The sequence below is a fragment of the Streptomyces sp. NPDC005492 genome (assembly GCF_040605995.1).
Taxonomy (GTDB): Bacteria; Actinomycetota; Actinomycetes; order Streptomycetales; family Streptomycetaceae; genus Streptomyces.
In genome coordinates, this window is record NZ_JBEXDX010000005.1 from 158,692 (window position 1) to 182,595 (window position 23,904).

Sequence of the window (23,904 nt, forward strand, 5' to 3'; positions counted from 1 at the left end):
CGATGGCGAGTTCGCGGTGACCGACAAGGTGCCGTCGACGGGTCGACTGGCGGGTGGCTCCTAGGAGTTCAGCTCGGCCAGGACCCGCAGCGTGTGCGGGTCGGGCGCAAGGGCCAGCAGGTCCGTCACCGGGCCCTTGCGCCACAACTCCAGCCGCTCCGCGATCCGTTCACGCGGCCCGACCAAGGAGATCTCGTCGGCGAACGCGTCCGGCACGGCCATGACGGCCTCCTCCCGGCGCCCCGCGAGGAACAACTCCTGTATCCGCCGGGCCTCTTCCTCGTACCCCATGCGCGCCATCAGGTCGGCGTGGAAGTTGCGGGCCGCGTGCCCCATCCCGCCGATGTAGAAGCCGAGCATCATCTTCACCGGAAGCAGTCCCTCGGCGACGTCGTCGCAGACCTTCACCCGCGCCATGGGAGCGACGAGGAAGCCCTCACGGAAGACGGTCGTCCCGTACACCTCGGGCCGGCTCGGCGACCAGTACAACGGCAGCCACCCATCAGCGATTTCGGCCGTCTGCGCGACGTTCTTCGGCCCCTCGGCCCCGAGCAGCACCGGCAGGTCCGAACGGAGCGGGTGCGTAATGGACTTGAGCGGCTTGCCGAGCCCGGTACCGTCCGCGCCCCGGTACGGATGCGCGTGGAACCGCCCGTCCACCTCGACCGGCGCCTCCCGCCGCAACACCTGCCGTACGACCTCGACGTACTCCCGGGTCGCGGTGAGCGGCGACTTCGGGAACGGCCGCCCGTACCACCCCTCCACCACCTGCGGCCCCGACAGCCCGAGGCCCAGCAGCACCCGCCCGCCGGAGAGATGGTCGAGGGTGAGCGCGTGCATCGCGGTGGTGGTCGGCGAGCGGGCCTCCATCTGCGCAACGGCCGTACCCAGCTTGATCCTTGAGGTCCGCGCCGCGATCCAGGTCAGCGGAGTGAAGGCATCGGACCCCCACGACTCGGCCGTCCACACGGAGTCGTACCCCAGCCGCTCGGCCTCCAGCGCCAGCGGCACATGATCGGCGGAGGGCCCGCGCCCCCAGTACCCGAGTGCGAGACCGAGCCGCATATCGCCTCCACAGCCACAGAACTGACGGTCCGTCAGGGATCGACGGCTGCGACTCTACGACAACAGCCCCCCACCCGGAAAGGGCGAGGGGCCGTAGGAGACGCTGCGGGGGCTCAGCCGCGCTGGATCCCCGAGGTGTCCTGCAGTACGCCACGACGGCCGTCCTGCGTCTGCGCTACGAGCGCCGGGCCGCGCTGCTCGACAGCCAAGTACCAGGTACCCGGCGCGAGTTCGGCGATCGGCGCCTGCGAACCGTCCTCTGCGAACAGCGGCCGGGCCACCGGCACGGCGAACCAGAACGGCGAGAAGTCCGCGGCCGGAGCCGGCGCGGGCTGCGGCTGGGGCTGCCCGAACGGCTGCCCGGCCTGCGCCTGCTGCGGCGGGGTGCCGTACGAGGGCTGCTGCGGCGCACCGGCGCCCGGGTAGCCGTAGCCACCGGGGGGCTGGGCGCCGTAGGGCTGCGGGGCGACGGGCTTGGGGGCCGGGATCAAGGCCGCCTGAAGAGCGGGAACCAGCGGCGTCGCGATGGCGGCACCGGCCATGACCAGGGCGGCGATGAAGCCGAGGATGAGGCCCGCGGCGGGGCTGGCGTTGTCCCCGACATCCACCATGAACCAGAACAGGCTCCACGCGGTGAGGACCGCGAATGCCGCGCCCACCGTCCCGAGGTCCAGACCCGCGATCTTGCGCGGCTGGGGCAGGCAGCGGTTGACGACGATCAGCGCGGCACCGATGACGCCGCCCATGTAGGTGCCGAGTCCGTTACCGAGACTGGTCCAGGCAGTCACGTCCAAGTTGAACCCGGAAACGGAATAGAGCTTGAGAAACGACGCGATGAAGAGCAATACCGCTGCTCCGATCACCACGCCGTCGCCTCGTGTGAGGGAGCGGATATTCACTTCAGGTCCTTCGTAGGTCGTCTCGTCGTCGGTAGACCCTATCGTCCACCCCGTCAGGGTGTCCGCCCGGATCAGCCCACTGATCGCTACCCGCGCAGGAAACTCACGATTCCCTCAGAGATTCCCTGCGCCGCCTTCTGTCGCCAGGCGCCGCTCGTCAGCAGTGCGGCATCCTTGCTATCGCGCATATTGCCGCACTCGATGAACACCTTGGGAACCGTTGACAGATTGAGACCGCCCAGGTCCTTACGCGTGACGAGACCGGTGCCCTCGCCGATGTAATTGGAGGGCTGTTCGCCCGTTGCCCGAAGGTAGTTGCTCTCGACGCTCCGGCCGAGAGCGGCGGAGGGGGCGACGATGGCGCGGGTGTCGGCGGCGCCCGCGTGGACCGAGGCCGGCATGATCACGTGGAAGCCCCGGTCGCCGGCGGCCGCGCCGTCCGCGTGGATGGAGATCGCGGCGTCCGCGTGCGCGTCGTTGCCGATCTTCGCGCGCTGGTCGACGCAGGGGCCCCAGGACGGTGAGTGGCCCTCGTGGGTCAACTTCACCGTGGCGCCCTGCAGTTGGAGCAGAGCCTTCACCCGGTAGGACACGTCCAACGTGAACTGGGCTTCCGCGTAACCCTTGTTGGTGGAGGTCCCGGTGGTGTCGCACTCCTTCCAGTTGGTGCCGATGTCCACCTTGCGGTTGATCTCGGCGGTGTGCTGGAAGTTGGTGATGTTGTGTCCCGGGTCGATCACGACGACCTTGCCCTTGAGGGGCTTGGAGTTCGGCGGCTTGTCGTCGTTCGACGCGGTGGCCGAGGGAGAGACGGCCGCGCTCGACGACGCACCGGCCGCGGCGCCGCCCGAGCCGTCACCCGGGCTGCCCACCGCCTCGTACACGAACCAGCCGATCAGCGCCCCCGGGACCAGCGCGGCCAGCGCCACGGTCAGGGGCCCCCGGCGGGGACGGCGGGGACGACGAGACAGCGGAGAATCGAATTCCGGACCTACGTACGACACGGAAGCCACCCTAACCGCCACCCGGAGCCGGTTTGCCGAACCGGCAACAAGAGTCGTGGACGAGCCGCGCCGGGGCGCAGGATCGACCCATGACCATGGTCAAGGACATCGACATCACCCACCGACTCGTCCCCGCTCCCGCCGGCCGTATCCACCTCGTGGAACAGGGCACCGGACCACTCGTCCTGCTGGTGCACGGCTTCCCGGAGTCCTGGTACTCGTGGCGGCACCAACTGCCCGCGCTGGCCGCCGCCGGATATCGCGCCGTCGCCGTCGACGTACGCGGCTACGGCCGCTCCTCGAAGCCCGACGACGTCTCCGCGTACCGGATGCTCGACCTCGTCGAGGACGCCGTGGCCGTGGTACACGCGCTCGGCGAACGGTCCGCGGTGATCGTCGGCCACGACTGGGGCGCGGGCATCGCCGCCAACTCCGCCCTCCTGCGCCCGGACGCCTTCCGAGCCGTAGGACTGCTGAGCGTCCCCTACACCCCGCGCGGCGGACCACGCCCCGGTGAGATCTTCGCGGGGATGGGCGGGGAGGAGGAGTTCTATGTCTCGTACTTCCAGGAGCCCGGCCGGGCGGAGGCCGAGATCGAGCCGGACGTGCGCGGCTGGCTCGCCGGTTTCTACGCCGCAATGTCCGCCGACACCATGCCCGCGCCCGGCACCCCCGACCCGCACTTCGTGAGCCGGGGCGGTGGGACGCTGCGCGAGCGGTTCCCGGCGGAACGGCTGCCCGGCTGGCTGAGCGAGGACGAACTCGACGTCTACGCGGGGGAGTTCGAGCGCACCGGCCTCACCGGCGCGCTGAACCGCTACCGGAACATGGACCGGGACTGGGCGGACCTGGCCGACCTCGACGGCGCTCCCATCACCCAGCCCTCCCTGTTCCTCGGCGGATCCCTGGATGCCTCCACCACGTGGCTGGCCGACGCGATCGCCGCCTACCCGGTGACCCTTCCCGGCCTGCGCGGCTCGCACATCCTGGAGGGCTGCGGGCACTGGATCCAGCAGGAGCGGCCGACCGAGGTCAACCAGTACCTGACGAAGTGGCTGGCGGAGCTGCCGAGTTGAGGTCAGATGCCGGTACCCGTGCGCCGTAGGACACGTAGGGAGTCCGTCGCCGACACCTCGGTGAAGGCGCCGGACTCCAGGGCCCTGAGGTACACGCGGTACGGGGCCTGGCCGGTGAACTCGTCCGCCGGATGCGGGAACACGTCGTGGATGACGAGGAGGCCGCCCTCGGCGACATGGGGTGCCCAGCCCTCGTAGTCGCCGTTCGCGTGCTCGTCGGTGTGGCCGCCGTCGATGAAGACGAGGCCGAGCGGGGTGCCCCAGATCCGGGCGACCTGCGGCGACCGCCCGACCAGGGCCACCACGTGCTCCTCCAGACCGGCCCGGTGCAGCGTCCTGCGGAACGTGGGCAACGTGTCCATCAGGCCGATCTCGGGGTCCACGGTCTCCGGGTCGTGGTACTCCCAGCCCGGCTGCTGCTCCTCGCTGCCCCGGTGATGGTCGAGCGTGAGCGCGACGACCCCGGCCTCACGGGCCGCATCCGCGAGGAGGATCGTCGAGCGCCCGCAGTACGTGCCCACTTCCAGCAACGGCAGTCCCAGCCGCCCGGCCTCCACAGCGGCGGAGTGGAGAGCCAGTCCCTCACCGGCCGGCATGAATCCCTTCGCCGCTTCGAACGCGGCGAGGATCTCGGGCTTGGGCGCCGGGGGCATAGGAGTTCCTTCGGTGAGGACGGGCTGCTGGGCTCGGCCAAGAGTACGACCCGCCGACTACGCGCTGACCGTCTCCCCGGGCAACGCGAGATCCAGGTCGACCGCGACCTCGTCCCCCGCGTGCGTCGCGGACGAGGCAAGCGGACCATGACCCGCCGCCCGCGCGGCCAGCACATACGCCCCCTGCGAAGGCACAGCCAGGACATAACTCCCGTCATCCTCGGAGAGAGTCGCCCCCGCCTGCCGCCCCCGCCGGTCGATCAGCGTGACCCTGGCCCGGGCGACGGGCGAACCGTCGGCGCCCAACACCCGCCCACGGAAGCCCCGTAGAACCTCCTCCGCACGCTGCAGGTTGGCCTCCTCCTCGCTGCTGAAGTTCAACTGCGGCGCCCGGTTCGGCTTGGGGAGGAACAGCGCCATCAGCAGGCCTACGGCGACCGCGCCGGTGGCGATCAGGAAGGACACCCGGAAGCCGTGCATGGTCGGGATCGCGACCCCGCCCACATGGTTCGCGGTGTTGGCCAGCACCATGCCGATCACCGCGCTGGACACCGACGTACCGATGGACCGCATCAGGGTGTTGAGACCGTTCGCCGCGCCGGTTTCCGAGGCCGGGACCGCGCCGACGATCAGCGCGGGGAGCGAGGAGTAGGCGAGGCCGATGCCCGCGCCGAGGACGACGGCGATGACGAGGCTCTGCCAGGGGGCGCTCATCAGGCCGAGGCCGGCGCCGTAGCCGATGCCGATGATCAGCATGCCGAGGATCAGGGTGACCTTGGGGCCGTACTTCGCCGAGAGGCGGGCGTAGACCGGGGCCGTGAACATCATCGTCAGGCCGAGCGGCGCGACCAGCAGACCGGCGGTGACCATCGACTGGCCGAGGCCGTAACCGGTGGCCTTGGGCAGCTGGAGGAGCTGGGGCAGGACGAGGGAGACGACGTAGAAGGAGACGCCGACCATGATCGAGGCGAGGTTGGTGAAGAGGACCGCCGGGCGGGCCGTGGTGCGCAGGTCCACCAGCGGTGCCTTCAGGCGCAGCTCCATCACGCCCCACAGGACGAGGACGACCGCGGACGCGGCGAACAGACCGAGCGTGGTGCCGGAGGACCAGCCCCAGTCGCTGCCCTTGGTGATCGGCAGGAGGAAGAGGACGAGGCCCGCGGAGAGGCCGATCGCGCCGAGTACGTCGAAGGTGCCCTCGGCGCGCATCGGGGACTCCGGTACGACGAGGAGGACGAGGAGGATGGCGAGGACACCGAGGCCGGCGGCGCCGTAGAAGAGGGCGTGCCAGTCGGCGTGCTGCGCGACCAGGGCCGCGCTGGGCAGCGCGAGGCCGCCGCCGACGCCGATCGAGGAACTCATCAGGGCCATGGCCGAGCCGAGCTTCTCGCGGGGCAGCATGTCGCGCATCAGACCGATGCCCAGCGGTATCGCGCCCATCGCGAAGCCTTGGAGCGCGCGGCCCACGATCATGATGATGAGATCGCTGGTGAGCGCGCTGATCAGGGAGCCGACCACCATCACGGCCAGGCTGGCGATCAGCATCCGCCGCTTGCCGTAGAGGTCGCCGAGGCGGCCCATGATGGGCGTGGCCACCGCTCCCGAGAGAAGTGTCGAGGTCAGGACCCAGGTGGCGTTGCTGGGCTCGGTGCCCAGCAGTTGCGGCAGGTCCTTGATGACCGGGACGAGCAGGGTCTGCATCACCGCGACCACGATGCCCGCGAAGGCGAGCACCGGCACGATGGCGCCGGACGGCCTCCGTGCGGGCTGGTCGGTCGACGTGTGCGTCATGGAGTGAGGCCTCCAGGCCTGAAGAGGTGGGTGGAGCGGGACGAGATAAGTGGTGGGTAAACCTCGTATGCATGGGCAACTATTCCGATGCTTCGGCGTACTAACGAATCCTTGACCGTCCCATGAACATCTGACTCTCTGTCATGCCTGTCACCCGGCTCTGGTCATTTACTGGAACGTGTTCTAATGTCACCCGCCATGAAGGCCTATGTCGCCGGCGTCGGGATGACGAAGTTCGAGAAGCCGGAGAGCCGGGAGTGGCAGTACTGGGACATGGTGCGCGAGGCGGGCACCGCCGCCCTCGCCGACGCCGGGATCTCCTACGACGAGGTGGAACAGGTTCCGATCGGGTACTGCTTCCAGCCCTCGACCGCCGGTCAGCGCGCCGCCTATGAACTGGGCCTCACCGGCATCCCCGTCTACAACGTCAACAACAACTGCGCCACGGGTTCGACCGCCCTGATGCTGGCCCGGCAGCTCGTCGAGGGCGGCGCCGCCGACTGCGTGCTGGCGGTGGGCTTCGAGAAGATGAAGCGGGGCGCGCTCGGGGGCGGTGCCGACGGGGGCGCCCGCGGCGGAGCCGCTAATGACTGGAGCGCCACCTCTCCGGTAGCCCGGCACTACGGGATCATGGCCGCCCGGCACGGCTTCGAGATGTCCCCGCCCACCGCGCAGATCTTCGGCGACGCGGCCCACGAACACATGGAGAAGTACGGCACGACCGAGGCGCAGCTGGCCGCCGTCGCCGCCAAGAACCACCGGCACTCCGCGCACAATCCGAACGCCCAGTTCCAGGACGTCTACGACGTCGACGACATCCTCGCCGCGCGGGTCGTCCACCACCCGCTGACGAAGCTCCAGTGCTCCCCGACCTCGGACGGCGCGGCGGCCGCGGTCGTCGTCTCCGAACGCTTCGCGCAGACCCGCGGCCTGCCCGGCCCGCTCGTCGAGATCGTCGCCCAGACGATGACCACCGACACCGAGGAGTCCTTCGCCTCGGGCTCCTGCGTCGACGTCGTCGGACAGCCCATGTCCCGGGCCGCCGCCCGCCAGGTCTACGAGCGCTCGGGACTCGGCATCGAGGACGTGGACGTCGTAGAACTGCACGACTGCTTCTCGATCAACGAACTGCTGACGTACGAGGCGCTGGGCATGTGCGAGCCCGGTGAGTCCGGGAAGCTCGTCGAGTCCGGGGGGACGACGTACGGCGGGCGGTGGGTGGTCAACCCGTCCGGCGGGCTCATCTCCAAGGGGCATCCGCTGGGGGCGACCGGAATAGCCCAAGTCGCCGAGCTGGTCTGGCAGTTGAGGGGGACCGCGGGGGAGCGGCAGGTGCCGGGGGCCGAGGTGGGGCTCGCGCACAACATCGGGCTGGGCGGGGCGGCGGTGGTCACCATGCTGCGGGCCGTGTAGATCCCATGACGTAGGTCCTACGGCGGTCCTGTGGTCGGGGCGAAATACCGATGCAAGGGGCGCAGACCGGTTGAGAGTATGACGACCATGCCCCGAGCCGCTGACGCCTCCCGAATAGCCCGCCCGTCCCGTTTCTTCCGGCAGGGCGCGGCACCGCCCGCCTGGCTGGTCGTGGCGCTCGCCTGTGCCGGGCAGTTCCTCGTCGTGCTCGATGTGTCCGTCGTCAATGTGGCGCTGCCGTCGATGCGGGCCGACCTGGGGATGAGCGCGTCGGGGCTCCAGTGGGTGGTCAACGCGTACGCCATCGCCTTCGCCGGGTTCATGCTGCTCGGCGGGCGGGCCGGTGACCTCTACGGACGCAAGCGGATGTTCCTGGTCGGGCTCGCGCTCTTCACCCTGGCCTCGCTCTGCGGCGGGCTGGCCCAGGACGGCTGGCAACTGCTGCTCGCCCGGGCCGTGCAGGGACTCGGCGCCGCCGTGCTGGCCCCCTCGACACTGACCATCGTCACCTCGGCGGTACCGGAGGGCGCGGCCCGCGCCCGGGCCATCGCCACCTGGACGGCGGTCGGCGCGGGCGGCGGGGCCGCGGGCGGGCTCGTCGGCGGAGTGCTGGTGGACACGCTGTCCTGGCGCTGGGTGCTGCTGATCAACGTGCCCGTCGGCGCGGTGGTGTTGCTCAGCTCGCTGCGCTGGCTCCCGGAGAGCCGGGCCGGCGACGGGCGACGGCTCGATCTGCCCGGTGCCGTGCTGGTCACGGCGGGGCTCGGGGTCCTGGCCTACGGCATCTCGCAGACCGAGGCCGAGGGGTGGACGGCCGCGGCCACCCTGACACCGCTGGCCGCCGGGCTCGCGCTGGTCGCCCTCTTCCTTCTCGTCGAGGCGCGTACGGCGGCTCCGCTGATGCCGCTCGGACTGTTCCGGGCGCGGGCGGTGTCGTCGGCGAACGCGGGGATGTTCCTGTGCGGGTCCGCGATGTTCTGCATGTGGTTCTTCATGACGCTGTACACGCAGAACGTGCTCGGGTACACACCGCTGGAGGCCGGGCTCGCGCTGGTGCCGAGTTCCCTGGCCGTCCTGATCGGCTCCAAGTCGGCGCCCCGCTTCATGCCGGTCCTCGGCGCGCGCAACGTCGCCGTGCTCGGGACGCTGATCGCGGCGGTGGGCTTCGGCTGGCAGTCCCTGATGACCGCGCGCGGGGACTACCTGACCGACATCATGTTCCCCGGCATCCTGATGATGCTGGGCGCGGGCCTGACGGCCACCCCGCTCGCCGCGCTCGCCACGTCCGGGGCGGCGGCGGGGGAGGCCGGTCTCGTCTCCGGGCTGGTCAACACCTCGCGCACGATGGGTGGTTCGCTGGGTCTCGCCGTGATGTCGACGCTCGCGGCGGCGCGTACGGCGCGGGCCGCGGGGAGCGGCGGGATCACGCCGGAGGCGCTGACGGACGGGTACGCGCTGGCGTTCCGCACGGGGGCGGGGGTGCTGCTCGGCGGGGTGGTGCTGATGGTGGTGTGGCTGCCGTGGCGCAATGCGGCGGTGCCCGCGGTGGCGGGGGTGGGCACGGACGCGGCGGTGGCAGCGGAGGGCGTGGAGAACACGGCTGCGACGACTTTCGAGAAGTGAGGCAACGGTTCGGGCCGCTCATGGACTCCTTTAGACATCTAGGAGGTGCCCATGGGGGAGCGCAAGCAGGCTCGGGAGACTCGGCATGACGAGTTCCAGGGCTTTGTCGGCGTATGTCCGGCGCGTGATGATCAACGCGCACGCTCCGGCCGCCGCCCCGGAATCTAGGTCAGATGACGGATGCCACCGTAAATGCGCACTTCATAGGGTCCATGGCATACCACCCCGACGAAGTCAGCCGTGCGCGGCCCTTGCATGAGGAGTCCCATGAGTACCGAGGTTTCCCGCCGTCAAGTACTGGCCGCCGGAGCGGCGTTGGCCGGGTCGGCAGCGCTGACAGCCGGTGCCGAAGGAGCGGCCGACGCGGCGACGGCCACCGCCGGCACCGGTGAGGAGAAGTCGAAGGTGAAGCCCACCATCGTGCTGGTCCACGGCGGCTACGCGGACTCGTCCTGCTGGAACGCCACCATCGGGGAGCTGCAGGAGAAGGGCTACACGACGGTCTGCGGATCGAACCCGCTCCGTGGCATTCCGACCGACGCCCCCTACATCGCGAGTCTGCTGGACTCCATCAGCGGACCGGTCGTACTGGTGGCGCACTCCATGGGGGGCACGGTCATCACGAACGCCGCCGCCGGGAAGAGCAACGTCAAGGCGCTGGTCTACATCGCGGCGTTCGTTCCCGACGTGGGCGAGACACAGGGGGAGCTCATCACCAAGTTCCCCGGCAGCGAGGTCGGGCCGGTGAGTGTGCCGGTGCCGTACACGAAGGCCGACGGCACGACCGGAACCGACCTGTATCTGAGCAAGGACGGCCAGGCGGCCTTCGCCGCCGACATATCCGCCGCCGACTTCCGGGTCCTGCAAGCCACGCAGCGGCCGTTCGACGCGGATTCCTTCGTCTTTCCGACGACGGCCGCGGCCTGGAAGACGATTCCGACGTTCGGGCTGGTCGCGGGCCGGGACAAGGCGATCCCGCCGGCCTGCGAGCGCTGGATGTACAGCCGTGCCAACGCCCGCAAGATCGTCGAAGTACCGCGCTCCTCCCACGTCGTGATGATCAGTCACCCGAAGGCGGTTGCCGACCTCATCCAGGACGCGGCCAGGGCGACCGCCTGACGCTCGCGACGAACGGCCCGGTCCACCGCCCGCCCTCTCCCCCCTATGATCGACGCCTCGGAGAGGGGGGCCGGATGGACCAGCGTGGGCGGAACATACGCACGGTCGACGACGTACTGCGGCTGCTGGACGGGCTGTTCGCGCCGGAGGCCGACCGCTGGAGCTCCAGGGCCGCCTCCTGGTGGGACGGTTTCTACGCCGACCGCACCAAGCCGGTGCCGTTCTTCGCGGCGAAGCCGGACGAGAGCCTGGTCGGGTATCTCGACCGGGGTCTGATCGCCGGGGGCGGCCGTGCCCTGGACCTGGGGTGCGGCCCGGGACGCAACACCCTCCAACTGGCCGCTTGGGGCTTCGAGGTGGACGCGGTCGATCTCTCGCCGACGGCGGTCGCCTGGGCGGAGGAGCGAGCCCAGGATTCCGGAATCCGGGCCCGGTTCCACTGCGGGGATGCGTTCGCCCTCGCCGGCACGGAACTCCCGGGCCCGTACGACCTGGTCTACGACTCCGGGTGCTTCCACCATCTGCCCCCGCACCGGCGCATCAGCTATCTCACCCTGCTGGACCAAGTCCTGGCACCCGGCGGCCACTTCGCGCTCACCTGTTTCGCGGCCGGCGCGATGGGCTCCGAGCTGCCCGACGCCGACCTGTACCAAGGCTCCGGCCTCCAGGGCGGGTTGGCGTACACACCCGAAGCCCTGCGCCGGATCTTCGGGGACCTGGAGGAGGTCGAGCTGCGCCGGATGCGCGACGAACCGCCCCAATCGCCGTGCTTCGGCGAGGACTTCCTCTGGACGGCACTGTTCCGCCGCCCCCACATGGAGGGTTAGAGCCACCCCTGCTGTCGGGCCTCCCGCGTCGCCTCCATGCGGTTGCGGGTTCCGGTCTTGCCGATCGCGGAGGAGAGGTAGTTGCGGACGGTGGACTCGGAGAGGTGCAGCTTCGTGGCGATGTCGGAGACCGTCGCGCCGTCCACCGAGGCCTTGAGGACATCGCACTCACGGGCGGTCAGCGGATTGGGCCCGGCGCTCAACGCGGCCGCCGCGAGCGCGGGATCGATCACCGTCTCGCCGGTGAGGACGCGGCGGATCGCGGCCGCCAGGTCCTCCACCGGGCCGTCCTTCACCAGAAAGCCCGCGGCGCCCGCCTCCATCGCCCGGCGCAGATAGCCGGGGCGGCCGAAGGTCGTGAGGATCAACACCCGGCAGTCCGGGGCCTGTTCGCGGAGTTCGACGGCCGCGTCCAGGCCGCTCATGCCGGGGAGTTCGATGTCGAGGAGGGCGACGTCGGGGCGGTGGGTCAGAGCCGCGTCCACGATCGTGTCACCCGTCCCGACCTGGGCGACGACCTCCAGGTCCGCCTCCATGCCGAGCAGCAGGGCGAGGGCGCCGCGCATCATGCCCTGGTCCTCGGCGAGCAGCACTCTGACGGACTTGGCAGGCCGGTGGTCCCGGGGCATCTCATCCACGGGGCCAGGGTAAGGCCCGGGACGGTTGTCAAAAACTCTTCATTGTTCGCGTCCGCGAGTCTTGACGGTCCACGGCCGCGGGCAAACAATCGCCTCGGCATTCCACAAGTCATTCCGGGAATTCCGGGGCCGCGCCATTCTCGGAAAACTTTCGACAGTTCGACATTTCGATCGCGAACAGGTTCGGCATTTCGATCGAACGGCGTTCGGTATATCGACCGGGCGTCGTTGCCCTCCCCGCACCCGCGTCAACCACCCGCACCGCCTACCAGGAACGAAATGAGGTGCACCGTGTTCTTGAGATTCCTCCGCACCCGGCCGCGCCGGCTGAGAAACGCCGTCCTGGCCGCGCTGTCGGCGCTCGTGACCGTCGCCGCGCTCGCCGTCGGCGTTCCGCAGGCGTCGGCCGCCACCTCGCTCCCGTGCGACATCTACGCCACCGCCGGCACGCCCTGCGTCGCCGCGCACAGTCTCGTCAGGGCGCTCTACTCCTCGTACAACGGCTCGCTCTACCAGGTGCAGCGCGCCTCCGACAGCGCCACCGCGAACATCGGCCTGCTGGTGGCCGGGGGCTATGCCAACGCGGCGGCGCAGGACTCGTTCTGTGCCGGTACGACCTGCATCATCACCAAGATCTACGACCAGTCGGCGCGCCACAACGACCTCACCATCGAGGGCGCCGGCGGGGCGGGCGTAGCCGATGTCGGGGCGCCCGCGGACGCGCTGCCGGTGACCGTCGGCGGGCACCAGGTCTACGGCCTGGAGATCTCGGCCGGCATGGGCTACCGCGACAACTCCACCTCGGGCGTGGCCACCAACGGCGCCGCCGAGGGGATGTACATGGTGACCTCGGGCACCCACGTCAACAGCGGTTGCTGCTTCGACTACGGCAACGCCGAGACCAACAACCAGGACACCGGCAACGGGCACATGGACGCGATCAACTTCGGCACCGAATGCTGGTTCGCGCCCTGCTACGGCGGGGGCCCGTGGGTGCAGGCCGACCTGGAGAACGGGCTGTTCCAGTCGGACTCCGGGTACAGCAAGAACACGGCGAACACCGGTACCGGGGCGATGCCGTTCGTCACCGCTTTGCTGAAAAACAACGGTCAGGACCATTTCGCGCTGAAATACGGAAATGCCCAGACGGGCAGTCTCACGACCACCTATTCCGGCGGTGAACCCACCACCAGTGGTTACTCGCCCATGCACCAGGAGGGCGCGATCGTCCTGGGCACCGGCGGGGACAACAGCAACGGCTCCATCGGCTCGTTCTTCGAGGGCGTCATGACCGCGGGCATCCCCACGGACGCCGCCGACAACCTGGTGCAGGCCAACATCGTGTCCGTCGGCTACGGCGGCTCGACCGGCACCACCGGCACGCTCGCGGCCGGTTCGGAGATCTCGCTGCGCGCGACCACCTCATGCTGCACCGGCGACTACATCCGCCACCAGGCCAACGCGGCGGTCGTCTCGGCCATCACGTCGAGCAGTTCGGCGCTCGACAAGGGCGACGCCACCTGGATCGTCCGCAGGGGACTCGCCAACAGCTCCTGCTACTCCTTCGAGTCACGGAACTACCCAGGCGACTTCCTGCGCCACTTCAACTACCAGCTCTACCGACAACCGATGGTCGGCACCGCGCAGTTCAGACAGGACGCCACGTTCTGCGCCTCGACCGGCAAGAGCGGCACGGGCACCTCGTTCGCGTCGTACAACTACCCGACCAGATATCTCCGGCACTACAACTACAACGTCTACATCGCGAGCGACGGCGGCTCGAACGCCTTCGACAGCGCCACCTCGTGGACGGACGACGTCAGTTGGGTGGTCACCGCGCCCTGGGCGCCGTAGTCACCTCGGAGGATGTCAACTCCGCCGACTCCACCGGGAGTTCGGCGGTGACGGTGAAGCCGCCGCGCGGCGACGGGCCGGCCCGCAGGGAGCCGCCCGCCGCCGCGAGGCGTTCGGTGAGGCCCTTCAGCCCGGTCCCGCCGACGCCCTCGGCGGAACCCGTACCCGCACCCGTGCCGTCGTCCGCGACGGTCAGGCGGACCCGGTCCAGGACGCCGTCGAGCGTGATCTCGCAGCGGGCCGCGCCGCTGTGCCGTACGACGTTGGTCACCGACTCGCGGACCACCCAGCCCAGCAGGGCCTCGGTCTGCGGGTTCAGGGGCGGGCCGGACTGGCGGACCACCGGGTCGATGTCGGCGGCGGACAGGGCGGAGCGGGCGCGGTCGAGTTCGGTGGCGAGGCTGCCCTCGCGGTAGCCGGTGACCGCCTCGCGGATCTCGGTGAGGGCCTGCCTGCCGACCGATTCGATGTCGGTGATCTGGCCCAGCGCCGCCGCCATGTCACGGGGGGCGAGCCGCCGGGCCGCCTCCGACTTCACCACGATCACCGAGAGCGTGTGCCCGAGCAGGTCGTGCAGGTCGCGGGAGAAGCGCATCCGTTCCTCCGCGACCGCGCGGCGGGCCAACTCCTCGCGGGCGGCGCGCAGTTCACGTACGGCCTCGGAGAGGGAGAGGATCGCCGCGGTCACCATCGTGGACAGGAAGGTGCCGTAGGCGACGTTGATCGCGTCCCAGCCCGCCCGGAACACGGAGACCGCCGCCGCGAGCGCGGTCAGCGCGAGGCCGACCTGGCCGAGGCGCGGGCCGCGCAGACAGGCGCCGGTGGCGAGGCCGAGCAGCGGGAAGAAGTACAGCCAACTGCCGCCGTAGCCGAGGGCGAGGCCGCAGGTGATCACGCCCATCACGACCAGCGCCACCCGCGTCGAGACAGCCTCGCGCTTCTCCTTCACGAAGGAGCGGAAGACGACGTTGATGTAGAGGGAGTTGAAGGCGAGCAGGCCCAGAGCGCCGATCCAGGGGTTGGCGGTCTTGCCCTGGAGGAGGTTGGAGAAGGAGCCGAGACCCATCAGCAGCCACGGCAGCAGCGAGAAGCCGGTCGGCGGCGGGCCCGGGTGCTCGGGCCGCTCGCCCGTGCGGCGCGCCTCCTTCTGCGCGGTCTTGAACTCCGCCATGTCGGCCCTCCACTGGGCCCGCGCCGCCCGCAACTGCCGTATCTGGCAGGTGATCCCTCGCATCCAGGACATCTCTCGCTCCCCCGGTCACACGGTCCGCCCGGTCCGGCGGCACGCCAGCACAGCGTACGAACCGAACGCGAGCAGCCAAGCCGTCAGAACCACGATCGCGCCGAGTGCGGGTGCGTGCCCGTCGGCGACGGAGGTGCCGAGTTCCGCGAAGCGGTTGGTCGGGGTGTACTCCGAGACCGCCCGCAGCCAGCCCGGGAACAGACTGATCGGGAACCACAGACCGCCGATCACCGCGAGCCCCAGGTTGCAGGCCATGTTGGCGACGCCGGTGGTCTGGGAGGTCAGACCGTAGCCGTTGCCGAGCCCGAGCAGGGTGAAGGGGACCGAGCCCAGCCACAGCAGCAGCGCGACCAACGCCCACTGCCAGACGGCCAGCCGAACCCCGTTGACCAGCCCTCCGGCCGCGAGCACCGCCACGATCGAGGGCAACACGGTCACCGACCCGGTCAGCGCCCGACCGATGACGACCTGGCGCGGCGTCATCGGCGTCACCCGCAGTTGCCGCAGCCACCCGATCGCCCGATCCTCGGCGACCCCGCCCCCGGTGTTGAGAGCGGAACCGACCGCGCCGTAGGCGGCCATACCGACCATCGCCGTGGCCTTGTAACCGCCGTCGTCGCCACCGAGGTTGGTGAACAGCAGATACATCATCACCGGCATCGCGATCCCACCGATGACGAACCCGAGGTCACGCAGGGTCCGGCGTACTTCGAGGCGCAGGTAGTCGAGCATCAGAGGGTTTCCGTCTCGGTGTCGGTATGGGCGGGGGAACGGTGGTGCGGGGTCGCCGGGGTGGTGTCGATTGGGCGGCCGGTGTCCGTGCGGGCGGTCGTCGAGTGGGAGTCGCGTGGGGTGCGGCTGTCTGCGAGCCGTAGGCGAGCGAGCATCAGGCGGTCTCCGTCTCGGGGGTCGTGCGGGTGGGGAATCGGTGGTGCGGGGTCGCCGGAGTGGCGTCGAGTGGGCGGCCTGTGTCTGTGCGGGCGGTTGTCGGATCGGAGTCGCGCGGGGTTCTGGCGGTCTGCGAGCCGCGGGCGGTCGAGCATCAGACGGTCTCCGTCTGTTGCTGGGGTGGCGTCGAGAAGGCAGTCCGTGTCTGTGCGGCCGGTCGTCGAATCGGAATCGCGCGGCGTGCCGCGATCCGCGAGCCGCAGGCGGGCGAGCATCACACCGTCTCCGGTTCAGGTCGGGACGTCAGCGCCAGGAACGCGTCGTCCAAGGAAGCCGGGGTGACCTCCAAGCCGCGGATCGCGTTGCGCGCGGCCAGGGCGATCACCGTCGCGTCCGAGTCGTCCGTGCGCAGCAGCGCGCGGCCGCCGCGGACTTCGAGGGTGCGTACGCCGGGGAGGTGGGCCAGGTCCTCCGTGGAGTGTCCTGCCAGGTCGATGGAGACGAGGCTGCCGCCGGCCGCTCGCTTGAGGTGCTCGCCGGTGCCGTCCGCGACGATTCGGCCGTGGTCGATGACGACGATCCGGTCGGCGTGTGCGTCCGCCTCCTCCAGGTAGTGCGTGGAGAACAGGACGGTGTGACCGCGCCGGGCGTAGGCCCGCATCGAGTGCCAGAACGCGTGCCGTGCCTCCACGTCCAGGGCGGCGGTCGGCTCGTCCAGGACGATCAGTGACGGGTTGCCGGCCAGGGCCACGGCGAACCGCACGCGCTGCGTCTGGCCCCCCGAGAGGCGGTCCACCCGGCGCCCGGCCAGCTCGCCGATCCCGGCCAGGTCGAGGGCCTGCGCGACGGGCATCGGGGTCGGGTAGCGCCGGGCGACGAACGTGATCAGCTCGCCCACGGTGACCCGGGGCACCGCCCGTGTCTCCTGGAGCATCGCCCCGACCAGGCCGCTCCGTACGGCCAACTCGGGCCGCGCGCCGAACAGTTCGACGGTGCCGGCGTCGGGCGCGTTCAGCCCGAGCAGCAGCGAGATCGCTGTCGACTTGCCCGCACCGTTGCGGCCGAGCAGCGCTACCGTCTCGCCGCGCCCGATCTCCAGGTCCACCCCGTCCACGGCGCGCACCGCGCCGAAGGCCTTGACCGCCCCCGCGAAGGACACCGCCCGCTCTGCCCCACCTGTCTGTGTCATGGCTACGACGCTACGAACCCGAGCCCCCCGCACGGCAGATGCGCATGTACGGACTCGGGCAGGACAAATGTCACGGGCGCCGCCGCCGACACCGACCTGACACAGTGTCAGGAGCCTTCACAACTGCCGGGTGCTGGGCTATACAAGGGTCGCCGGACTGGAACGCGTTCTAGGTCGGCCCGTGACGACCTCGGTGCGGCCGACGGTGCGGACGGCCGCACCGAGGTCTTCGACCACCGGCGATCAGGAGCCCCATGCCCATCGACGCAGCCCAGGCCCTCGCGGCCGAACCCCGGACCGGCGAGATCTCCTGGACCACCAAGGACGTGCAGCTCTACCACCTCGGCCTCGGCGCGGGCACCCCGGCGACCGACCCCGACGAGCTGCGCTACACCCTGGAGTCCCGGCTGCACGTCCTGCCGAGCTTCGCCACCGTCGCGGGCAACGGCTCACCCGGCGTGATCAGCGGCCTGTCCATGCCCGGCATCGAGGTCGACCTAGCCCGCGTCCTGCACGGCGGACAGTCCCTGCGCCTGCACCGCCCCATCCCGGCCCAGGGAACCGCGACCAGCACCGGCAAGATCGCCGCCGTCTACGACAAGGGCAAGGCGGCCGTCCTCGTCATGCGCACCGAAGTCGCCGACACCGACGGCCCGTTGTGGACCAACGACGCACAGATCTTCATCCGCGGCGAGGGCGGCTGGGGCGGCGACCGCGGCCCCTCCACCCGCCTCGAACCACCAACAGGCGCCCCCGACAAGGTGGTCGAGCGTCCCGTCCGCGAGGACCAGGCCCTCCTCTACCGCCTCTCCGGCGACTGGAACCCGCTGCACGCCGACCCCGAGTTCGCCAAGGTCGCCGGGTTCGACCGGCCCATCCTGCACGGCCTGTGCACCTACGGCATGACGCTCAAGGCGGTCGTCGACACCCTGCTCGACGGCGATGTGACGAGGGTGCGCGGCTACGACACCCGCTTCGCCGGAGTCGTCTTCCCCGGCGAGACACTGCGCATCCGCATGTGGCGCCTGGGCGACACCGAGGTCCGGGTCGCGGTGAGCGCCGTCGAGCGGGACGACGCGCCCGTCCTCGCCGACACGATCGTCGAACACTCCTGAGCCAGGCCAGACTTGAGGGGAGCCGCACCATGCGCGCAGCCGTACTGCACGAGATAGGCCAGGACAAACTGGAAGTCCTCGACGACGTCGAGGCGACGGGATTCGGGCCCGGCCGGGTCAGGATCCGGGTGCGGGCCACGGGGCTGTGCCACTCGGACCTGTCCGCGATGGCCGGCGTACTGCCGCAGCCCGCGCCGTTCGTGCCCGGCCACGAGGGCGCGGGCGAGATCCTCGAAGTCGGCGCGGGCGTCAGCCACTTGAAGCCCGGCGACCGGGTCGTCGTCTGCTGGCTGCCGGCCTGCGGAGTCTGCCCCGCCTGCAAGCGCGGCCAGACCCAACTGTGCCTGGCGGGGTTCATGAACGCGGGCACCCCCAACTTCAAGCGCCCCGGCGGTGATGTCTTCGGCTTCGCAGGCACCGGCACCTTCGCCGAGGAGGTCGTCGTCGACGCGGGCTGTGCCGTCCCGATCCCCGACGACGTGCCGTTCGACATCGCGGCCCTCATCGGCTGCGGGGTCACCACCGGACTCGGCGCCGCACTCAACACCGCTGACGTGGAGGCCGGTTCGTCGGTCGCCGTGATCGGCTGCGGCGGGGTCGGCATCTCGGCGATCCAGGGCGCCCGCCTCAAGGGAGCCGCCGAGATCGTCGCCGTGGACCCGGTCGCCTCGCGCCGCGAGTCGGCCCTCAAGTTCGGTGCCACGAGGGCGATCTCACCGGACGAGCTGCCGACCGCCAAGCAGGAGGTCACCGGCGGAGAGGGCTTCGACTACGTCTTCGAGGTCGTCGGCCGCTCCACCACCGCCCGCACCGCCTACGAGAACACCCGCCGCGGCGGCACCCTCGTCGTCGTCGGCGCGGGCGCCCTGGACGACTTCCTCCAACTCAGCATGTTCGAGCTGTTCTTCGACGAGAAGCGCATCCTGCCATCGATGTACGGCGGCGGCGACGTCCTGCGTTCCTACGAGCGCACGATCGCCCTGTGGCGGGCGGGCCGCGTCGACCTGGAGGGCCTGATCACCCACCGCGTGCCGCTGGCCGGCATCAACGAGGCCCTCGACCAGATGCGGCAGGGGACGGCCCTGCGCACCTGCATCGAGATCTGAGGGCCGGTATGTCGCTGCCACTTGAGGGCCTCTCCGCGATCGTCACCGGCGCCGCGCGAGGGCTCGGCCGCGCCGAGGCGCTCGAACTCGCCCGGCTCGGCGCGGCCGTCGTCGTCAACGACTACGGACAGCCGGGCCGGGACGGCTCCGGCGAGGCCTCCGCGGGCCCCGCCGAAGGGGTCGCCGCCGAGATCCGCGCGGCCGGCGGCCGGGCCGTCGTCCACACCGGGGACGTCGCCGACTTCCAACAGGCGAGCGAACTGGTCGAGTTGGCGATCGACCAGTTCGGCAGGCTGGACATCCTCGTCAACAACGCGGGCATCCTGCGCGACCGCATGGTCTTCTCCATGACGGAGGGCGAGTGGGACGCGGTGATCCGGGTCCACCTCAAGGGCCACTTCAACACCACCCACTTCGCCGCCGCGCACTGGCGCGAGCGGTCCAAGGCGAGCGGCGCGCCGGTGTACGGGCGGATCGTGAACACCTCGTCCGAGGCGTTCCTCGCCGGTTCCGCCGGACAGCCCAACTACGCCGCCGCGAAAGGCGGGATCGTCGGCCTGACCACCTCCACGGCCCTCGCCCTCGCCAAGTACGGCGTGACGGCGAACGCCATCTGCCCGCGCGCCCGCACCCGGATGACCGAGGACGTCTTCGCCGGCTTCGAGGAGCCCGACGACGGCCTCGACCCGCTCGCCCCGGAGCATGTCGCCCCGCTCGTCGGCTACTTGGCCTCACCCGCCGCCGGACGGATCAACGGACAGCTCCTCGTCGTCCACGGCGGCATGGTCGCGATCGTCGAACGCCCGCACGTCCAGGCCAAGTTCGACAGCAAGCAGGACACCTTCAGCTACGACGAGCTGGACGCCGTACTCACTCCGCACTACGCGCGACGGACCGCAGGCGAGACGTTCGCGGCGGCCGAGGTGCTCGGGCTCAAGCGGGAGTCGGACCAGACCTAGGGAACGCGACGGCCCCGCCCGTCCGAGGACGAGCGGGGCCGGTTGATGCTGACGTTCCGTCAGACAGTCGCGTACTTGGACTGCGTGGACTGCTCGGACGGCTTGCGGTGACGGCCGTGGGCGGCCGTATCGCCGTCCTGTGCCGAGACCGGGCCCCGGTGCTTGCCGTGACCGGACGCCTCGTGTGTGTCGGCAGACATGGTCTGCGCGGTGTTCGTGTCGTTCATCGGATACTTCACCCCGTAGCAACAAGATCCTTCATACAACCCGTTGATCTTATCCAGCCGTTCCCGGGGTGACGCGCGACGGCCTGCCGTCCGGAACGACTTCGTTACCGAGCCACATCACTTCGTTACCCGACCGCCACCCGGCCTTTCAACGGCGCCTCCCGCAACGGCACCGGACGCGGTGCGACCGGCACCGGGGGATCCGGTTCGGACGGCTCCCGCGCGGCCTCCCCAGGCGCGCCTGCCGCCCCGTCCCGAACCGGATCCCCCGGGCGTGTTTCCCCCGTTTCCCCAGGAGCCCCCGCCGCCCCCTGGCCCCCCGTTCCCCCCGCCCCCCAGGGCACCGCGAACCGCGCCACCCCACACGGCACTTCCCGTGTGGCGTACGGCAGTCGCAGCACCCCGTCCGTGGTCCACAGCCCGGCGCCCGCCAACCACCCCTCGGGCGCCGGGAGTTGGAGCAACTGCCGGTCGGCGGGCCGCCACACGCCGAGCCAGCTGCCGCCCGGCCCGTCGACGCGCAGCGCCACCCCGCAGCTCTCCGGCATCAACACCAGACCCGGCTGGATCGCGAACGGCGTCACCGTGCACTCCGGCACCCGCAGGCACTCCGGGAACCGCACCGGCAGCGTGGAGCCGAGCACCCCCCAGCCCAGCCGGTCCCGCCCCGGCGACGGCGCGTCCGAGCGGATCAGCAGCAGCCCGCTGTCCGGGTCGGCCAGCAGCAGCCGGTCGTCGCTGTCCGCGGCGATCTGCAACAGCGGCGACACCTCCCCGTCCCGCTCCAGGTCCACCACGATCGCCTTGGTCCGGCCACCGACCTCCCGGTCCAGCGCCAGCATCCGGCCCGCCCTGTCCAGCCACACCCCGCCCGAACAACGCCCCGGAACCATCGCGAGATGCTCAGGACCGAACGCCCCGCCCGCCACCAGCCACACGGCGGTGGAGCGCCGGCCCACGGCGAGGGCGTACGCCTTCTCGCCCCCCGGCGCCGGCGGCAGCAGCCGCAGTTGCGTGTCCGGGTCCGGGCACTCGACCGCGCCGAGCGGCAGCTCACCGGTGCCGGGACCGGTCGGGTACAGCAGCGAGAAGGTGTGCCGCCCGTCCACCAGCCGCCGGATGAGCACCCGCCCGTCACCCATCGGCTGCACCTCCGTACCGGGCTCCTCCGGCTGGTTGCCGGGCAGCGGCACGGCGTACGGCTCGGGGCCGTCCAGGGTCCACCGCTCCGGGAACAGACAGTCACCCGCCGGAGCGAGACGGGCTGCGTACGCCCCGTCCGCGGTGATCGCACACGCGGAACCATCGGTCCGCGGGTCCCCGCACTCGTCCCCGTCCTCGTCCGCCGCCGTGGGCTCGATCGCACAGGCCGTCATGGTTCGGTCACCTCCGGCGACGAAACTAGTTTTCGTACGTACGGGCGTGGGACCGATGAGCAGCCGCATCACACATAAGGGTGGCCAAGTAACGATTCGCCTGAGGAAACCGGGACGGGTGTGCTGAACGGGGTCGTAGAGCGTCTACGGCTCCTTCGGCGGTTCAGCCGCACAGTGCGGCCAGGTAGCCTTTCCCCGTGCCCCGTCAGCCCGTATCCCGTCAGTCCGCACCTCGCCTGTCCGAAGTCGTTGCCGCGCTGGAGAACCTCTGGCCCGCTGAGCGAGCCGAGTCCTGGGACGCGGTCGGCACCGTCGTGGGCGACCCCGAGCAGGACGTCACCCGCGTGCTGTTCGCCGTGGACCCCGTGCGCGAGATCGTCGACGAGGCCGTGAAGCTGGGCGCCGACCTGCTGGTCACCCACCACCCCCTCTACCTGCGCGGTACGACCACGGTCGCGGCCTCCACCTTCAAGGGCCGTGTGGTGCACACCCTGATCAAGCACGACATCGCGCTGCACGTCGCCCACACCAACGCCGACCGCGCCGACCCGGGAGTCTCCGACGCCCTCGCGGGCGCGCTCGACCTCCGTGTCGTACGACCGCTCGTGCCGGACCCCACCGACCCGGACGGCCGCCGGGGACTTGGCCGCGTCTGCGAGCTGGACCACCCGATCACCGTCCGCGACCTCGCCGCCCGCGCAGCCGAGCGGCTGCCCGCCACCGCGCAGGGCATCCGCGTCGCCGGCGACCTCGACGCCCTGGTCCGCACGGTCGCCGTCAGCGGCGGCTCCGGCGACAGCCTCTTCGACGACGTACGCGCGGCGGGCGTCGACGCCTTCCTCACCGCGGACCTCCGCCACCACCCCGTATCAGAGGCCCGCGCCCACAGTCCTCTCGCGCTGCTCGACGCGGCGCACTGGGCCACCGAGTGGCCCTGGTGCGAGCTGGCCGCCGCCCAGCTCGACGAGATCTCCGACCGCGAGGGATGGGGCCTGCGGGTCCACGTCTCCAAGACGGTCACCGACCCCTGGACCGCCCACGCGGCGTCCTCCGCCACACCAGACTCAATGGGAGCCCCCAACTGAACGCCGCGCCCGCCGACCAGATCCGACTTCTCGAAGTCCAGGCTCTCGACGTACGCCTCTCGCAGCTCGCGCACAAGCGCAACTCCCTGCCCGAGCACGCCGAGATCGACTCGCTGACCAAGGACCTCACCCAGCTGCGCGACCTGCTCGTGGCCGCGCAGACCGAGGAGAGCGACTGCGCCCGCGAGCAGATCAAGGCCGAGCAGGACGTGGACCAGGTGCGCCAGCGCGCCACCCGCGACCAGCAGCGCCTCGACTCCGGTGCCGTCACCTCGCCCAAGGACCTGGAGAACCTCCAGCGCGAGATCGTCTCCCTCGCCAAGCGCCAGGGCGACCTGGAGGACATCGTCCTTGAGGTCATGGAGCGCCGTGAGTCCGCGCAGGAGCGTTCCGCCGAACTGACCGAGCGGGTCGGTTCCGTGCAGGGGAAGATCGACGACGCGATCGCCCGCCGCGACGCGGCCGCCGAGGTCCTCGACGCCGAGGAGGCCACCGCCGAGAAGGAGCGCGAGGTCGTCTCGGCCACCATCCCCGCGGACCTCCTCAAGCTCTACGACAAGCTGCGCCAGCAGCAGGGCGGCGTCGGCGCGGCCAAGCTCTACCAGCGCACCTGCCAGGGCTGCCGCCAGGAGCTGGCCATCACCGACATCAACGAGATCCGCGCGGCGGCCCCCGACACGGTGGTCCGCTGCGAGAACTGCCGCCGCATCCTGGTGCGCACGTCCGAGTCGGGTCTGTAGAGGCCAAGGAGTCC

General features: G+C 70.7%; 23 protein-coding genes. 11 read left to right on the forward strand and 12 right to left on the reverse strand.

Annotation, left to right across the window (positions count from 1 at the left end; all coding sequences use genetic code 11):
* Positions 1-60: 60 nt before the first annotated feature.
* The 3 genes from ABZT04_RS09645 to ABZT04_RS09655 all read right to left on the reverse strand — a co-directional run bounded on the left by ABZT04_RS09645 (position 61) and on the right by ABZT04_RS09655 (position 2,968).
* Positions 61-1,065 (reverse strand): LLM class F420-dependent oxidoreductase, encoded by a 1,005-nt coding sequence (locus tag ABZT04_RS09645; protein ID WP_356054848.1) that lies wholly within the window; start codon positions 1,063-1,065, stop codon positions 61-63.
* 113 nt (positions 1,066-1,178) lie between these two features.
* Positions 1,179-1,931 (reverse strand): hypothetical protein, encoded by a 753-nt coding sequence (locus ABZT04_RS09650; protein WP_356055161.1) that lies wholly within the window; start codon positions 1,929-1,931, stop codon positions 1,179-1,181.
* Positions 1,932-2,050: 119 nt separating this feature from the next.
* Complete coding sequence (locus tag ABZT04_RS09655; protein WP_356054850.1) at positions 2,051-2,968, reverse strand: N-acetylmuramoyl-L-alanine amidase; 918 nt, start codon at positions 2,966-2,968, stop codon at positions 2,051-2,053.
* 89 nt (positions 2,969-3,057) lie between these two features.
* Here ABZT04_RS09655 and ABZT04_RS09660 point away from each other — a divergent pair, with 89 nt between their 5' ends.
* Positions 3,058-4,044 carry an alpha/beta hydrolase gene (locus ABZT04_RS09660; protein WP_356054852.1) on the forward strand — a complete coding sequence of 329 codons (987 nt, stop codon included), beginning with the start codon at positions 3,058-3,060 and terminating at the stop codon, positions 4,042-4,044.
* A 2-nt stretch (positions 4,045-4,046) separates the two neighbouring features.
* Here ABZT04_RS09660 and ABZT04_RS09665 read toward each other — a convergent pair whose 3' ends face one another.
* Positions 4,047-4,697 carry a class I SAM-dependent methyltransferase gene (locus tag ABZT04_RS09665; protein ID WP_356054854.1) on the reverse strand — a complete coding sequence of 217 codons (651 nt, stop codon included), beginning with the start codon at positions 4,695-4,697 and terminating at the stop codon, positions 4,047-4,049.
* 57 nt (positions 4,698-4,754) lie between these two features.
* A complete protein-coding gene (locus ABZT04_RS09670) occupies positions 4,755-6,488 on the reverse strand; it encodes an MFS transporter (protein ID WP_356054857.1) in 1,734 nt (577 codons plus the stop codon).
* A gap of 198 nt (positions 6,489-6,686) precedes the next feature.
* On the opposite strand from ABZT04_RS09670, the gene ABZT04_RS09675 reads away from it, so the two are divergent.
* The 4 genes from ABZT04_RS09675 (at position 6,687) to ABZT04_RS09690 (ending at position 11,470) form a co-directional block, all read left to right on the forward strand.
* Positions 6,687-7,901, forward strand: a complete 1,215-nt coding sequence (locus ABZT04_RS09675) for a lipid-transfer protein (protein ID WP_356054859.1) — start codon at positions 6,687-6,689, stop codon at positions 7,899-7,901.
* A 78-nt stretch (positions 7,902-7,979) separates the two neighbouring features.
* Positions 7,980-9,524: an MFS transporter gene (locus ABZT04_RS09680; protein ID WP_356054861.1), complete on the forward strand. Its 1,545-nt coding sequence runs from the start codon at positions 7,980-7,982 to the stop codon at positions 9,522-9,524.
* A 267-nt stretch (positions 9,525-9,791) separates the two neighbouring features.
* Positions 9,792-10,643 (forward strand): alpha/beta hydrolase, encoded by an 852-nt coding sequence (locus tag ABZT04_RS09685; RefSeq protein ID WP_356054863.1) that lies wholly within the window; start codon positions 9,792-9,794, stop codon positions 10,641-10,643.
* Between the two features lie 74 nt (positions 10,644-10,717).
* The gene (locus tag ABZT04_RS09690; RefSeq protein ID WP_356054865.1) at positions 10,718-11,470 is read left to right on the forward strand and encodes a class I SAM-dependent methyltransferase; all 753 of its coding nucleotides are present in this window, start codon (positions 10,718-10,720) and stop codon (positions 11,468-11,470) included.
* Here the strand turns inward: ABZT04_RS09690 and ABZT04_RS09695 are convergent.
* Positions 11,467-12,099, reverse strand: coding sequence for a response regulator transcription factor (locus ABZT04_RS09695; protein ID WP_356055162.1), 633 nt, complete (start codon positions 12,097-12,099; stop codon positions 11,467-11,469). The genes ABZT04_RS09690 and ABZT04_RS09695 overlap by 4 nt on opposite strands.
* Positions 12,100-12,399: 300 nt before the next feature.
* On the opposite strand from ABZT04_RS09695, the gene ABZT04_RS09700 reads away from it, so the two are divergent.
* On the forward strand, positions 12,400-13,962 hold the full coding sequence (locus ABZT04_RS09700) for an alpha-L-arabinofuranosidase B (protein ID WP_356054867.1): 1,563 nt from the start codon (positions 12,400-12,402) through the stop codon (positions 13,960-13,962).
* Here ABZT04_RS09700 and ABZT04_RS09705 read toward each other — a convergent pair.
* From ABZT04_RS09705 to ABZT04_RS09720, 4 genes are all read right to left on the reverse strand, one after another.
* Positions 13,940-15,205: a sensor histidine kinase gene (locus tag ABZT04_RS09705; RefSeq protein ID WP_356054869.1), complete on the reverse strand. Its 1,266-nt coding sequence runs from the start codon at positions 15,203-15,205 to the stop codon at positions 13,940-13,942. The two genes, ABZT04_RS09700 and ABZT04_RS09705, sit on opposite strands and share 23 nt — an antisense overlap.
* A gap of 15 nt (positions 15,206-15,220) precedes the next feature.
* Positions 15,221-15,937 carry an ABC transporter permease gene (locus ABZT04_RS09710; protein WP_356054871.1) on the reverse strand — a complete coding sequence of 239 codons (717 nt, stop codon included), beginning with the start codon at positions 15,935-15,937 and terminating at the stop codon, positions 15,221-15,223.
* On the reverse strand, positions 15,937-16,092 hold the full coding sequence (locus tag ABZT04_RS09715; RefSeq protein WP_356054873.1) for a hypothetical protein: 156 nt from the start codon (positions 16,090-16,092) through the stop codon (positions 15,937-15,939). The genes ABZT04_RS09710 and ABZT04_RS09715 overlap by 1 nt, the downstream gene beginning before the upstream one ends.
* 275 nt (positions 16,093-16,367) lie before the next feature.
* Positions 16,368-17,282 carry an ABC transporter ATP-binding protein gene (locus ABZT04_RS09720; protein ID WP_356054875.1) on the reverse strand — a complete coding sequence of 305 codons (915 nt, stop codon included), beginning with the start codon at positions 17,280-17,282 and terminating at the stop codon, positions 16,368-16,370.
* A gap of 254 nt (positions 17,283-17,536) precedes the next feature.
* On the opposite strand from ABZT04_RS09720, the gene ABZT04_RS09725 reads away from it, so the two are divergent.
* Genes ABZT04_RS09725 through ABZT04_RS09735 form a run of 3 tightly spaced genes read left to right on the forward strand, consistent with a single transcriptional unit; the run spans position 17,537 to position 20,462 of the window.
* Positions 17,537-18,397, forward strand: a complete 861-nt coding sequence (locus tag ABZT04_RS09725; protein ID WP_356054877.1) for a MaoC/PaaZ C-terminal domain-containing protein — start codon at positions 17,537-17,539, stop codon at positions 18,395-18,397.
* 29 nt (positions 18,398-18,426) lie between these two features.
* On the forward strand, positions 18,427-19,503 hold the full coding sequence (locus tag ABZT04_RS09730; protein WP_356054879.1) for a Zn-dependent alcohol dehydrogenase: 1,077 nt from the start codon (positions 18,427-18,429) through the stop codon (positions 19,501-19,503).
* An 8-nt stretch (positions 19,504-19,511) separates the two neighbouring features.
* Complete coding sequence (locus ABZT04_RS09735; protein WP_356054881.1) at positions 19,512-20,462, forward strand: 3-oxoacyl-ACP reductase; 951 nt, start codon at positions 19,512-19,514, stop codon at positions 20,460-20,462.
* Positions 20,463-20,521: 59 nt separating this feature from the next.
* Here ABZT04_RS09735 and ABZT04_RS09740 read toward each other — a convergent pair whose 3' ends face one another.
* Entirely contained in the window at positions 20,522-20,689 is a 168-nt protein-coding gene (locus tag ABZT04_RS09740; RefSeq protein WP_356054883.1) for a hypothetical protein, read from the reverse strand.
* Positions 20,690-20,814: 125 nt separating this feature from the next.
* On the reverse strand, positions 20,815-22,065 hold the full coding sequence (locus tag ABZT04_RS09745) for a hypothetical protein (protein ID WP_356054885.1): 1,251 nt from the start codon (positions 22,063-22,065) through the stop codon (positions 20,815-20,817).
* Between the two features lie 197 nt (positions 22,066-22,262).
* On the opposite strand from ABZT04_RS09745, the gene ABZT04_RS09750 reads away from it, so the two are divergent.
* Positions 22,263-23,150, forward strand: coding sequence for a Nif3-like dinuclear metal center hexameric protein (locus tag ABZT04_RS09750; RefSeq protein WP_356054887.1), 888 nt, complete (start codon positions 22,263-22,265; stop codon positions 23,148-23,150).
* Positions 23,147-23,890, forward strand: a complete 744-nt coding sequence (locus tag ABZT04_RS09755) for a C4-type zinc ribbon domain-containing protein (protein WP_356055163.1) — start codon at positions 23,147-23,149, stop codon at positions 23,888-23,890. Before ABZT04_RS09750 ends, ABZT04_RS09755 begins: the two co-directional genes overlap by 4 nt.
* Positions 23,891-23,904: the final 14 nt, after the last annotated feature.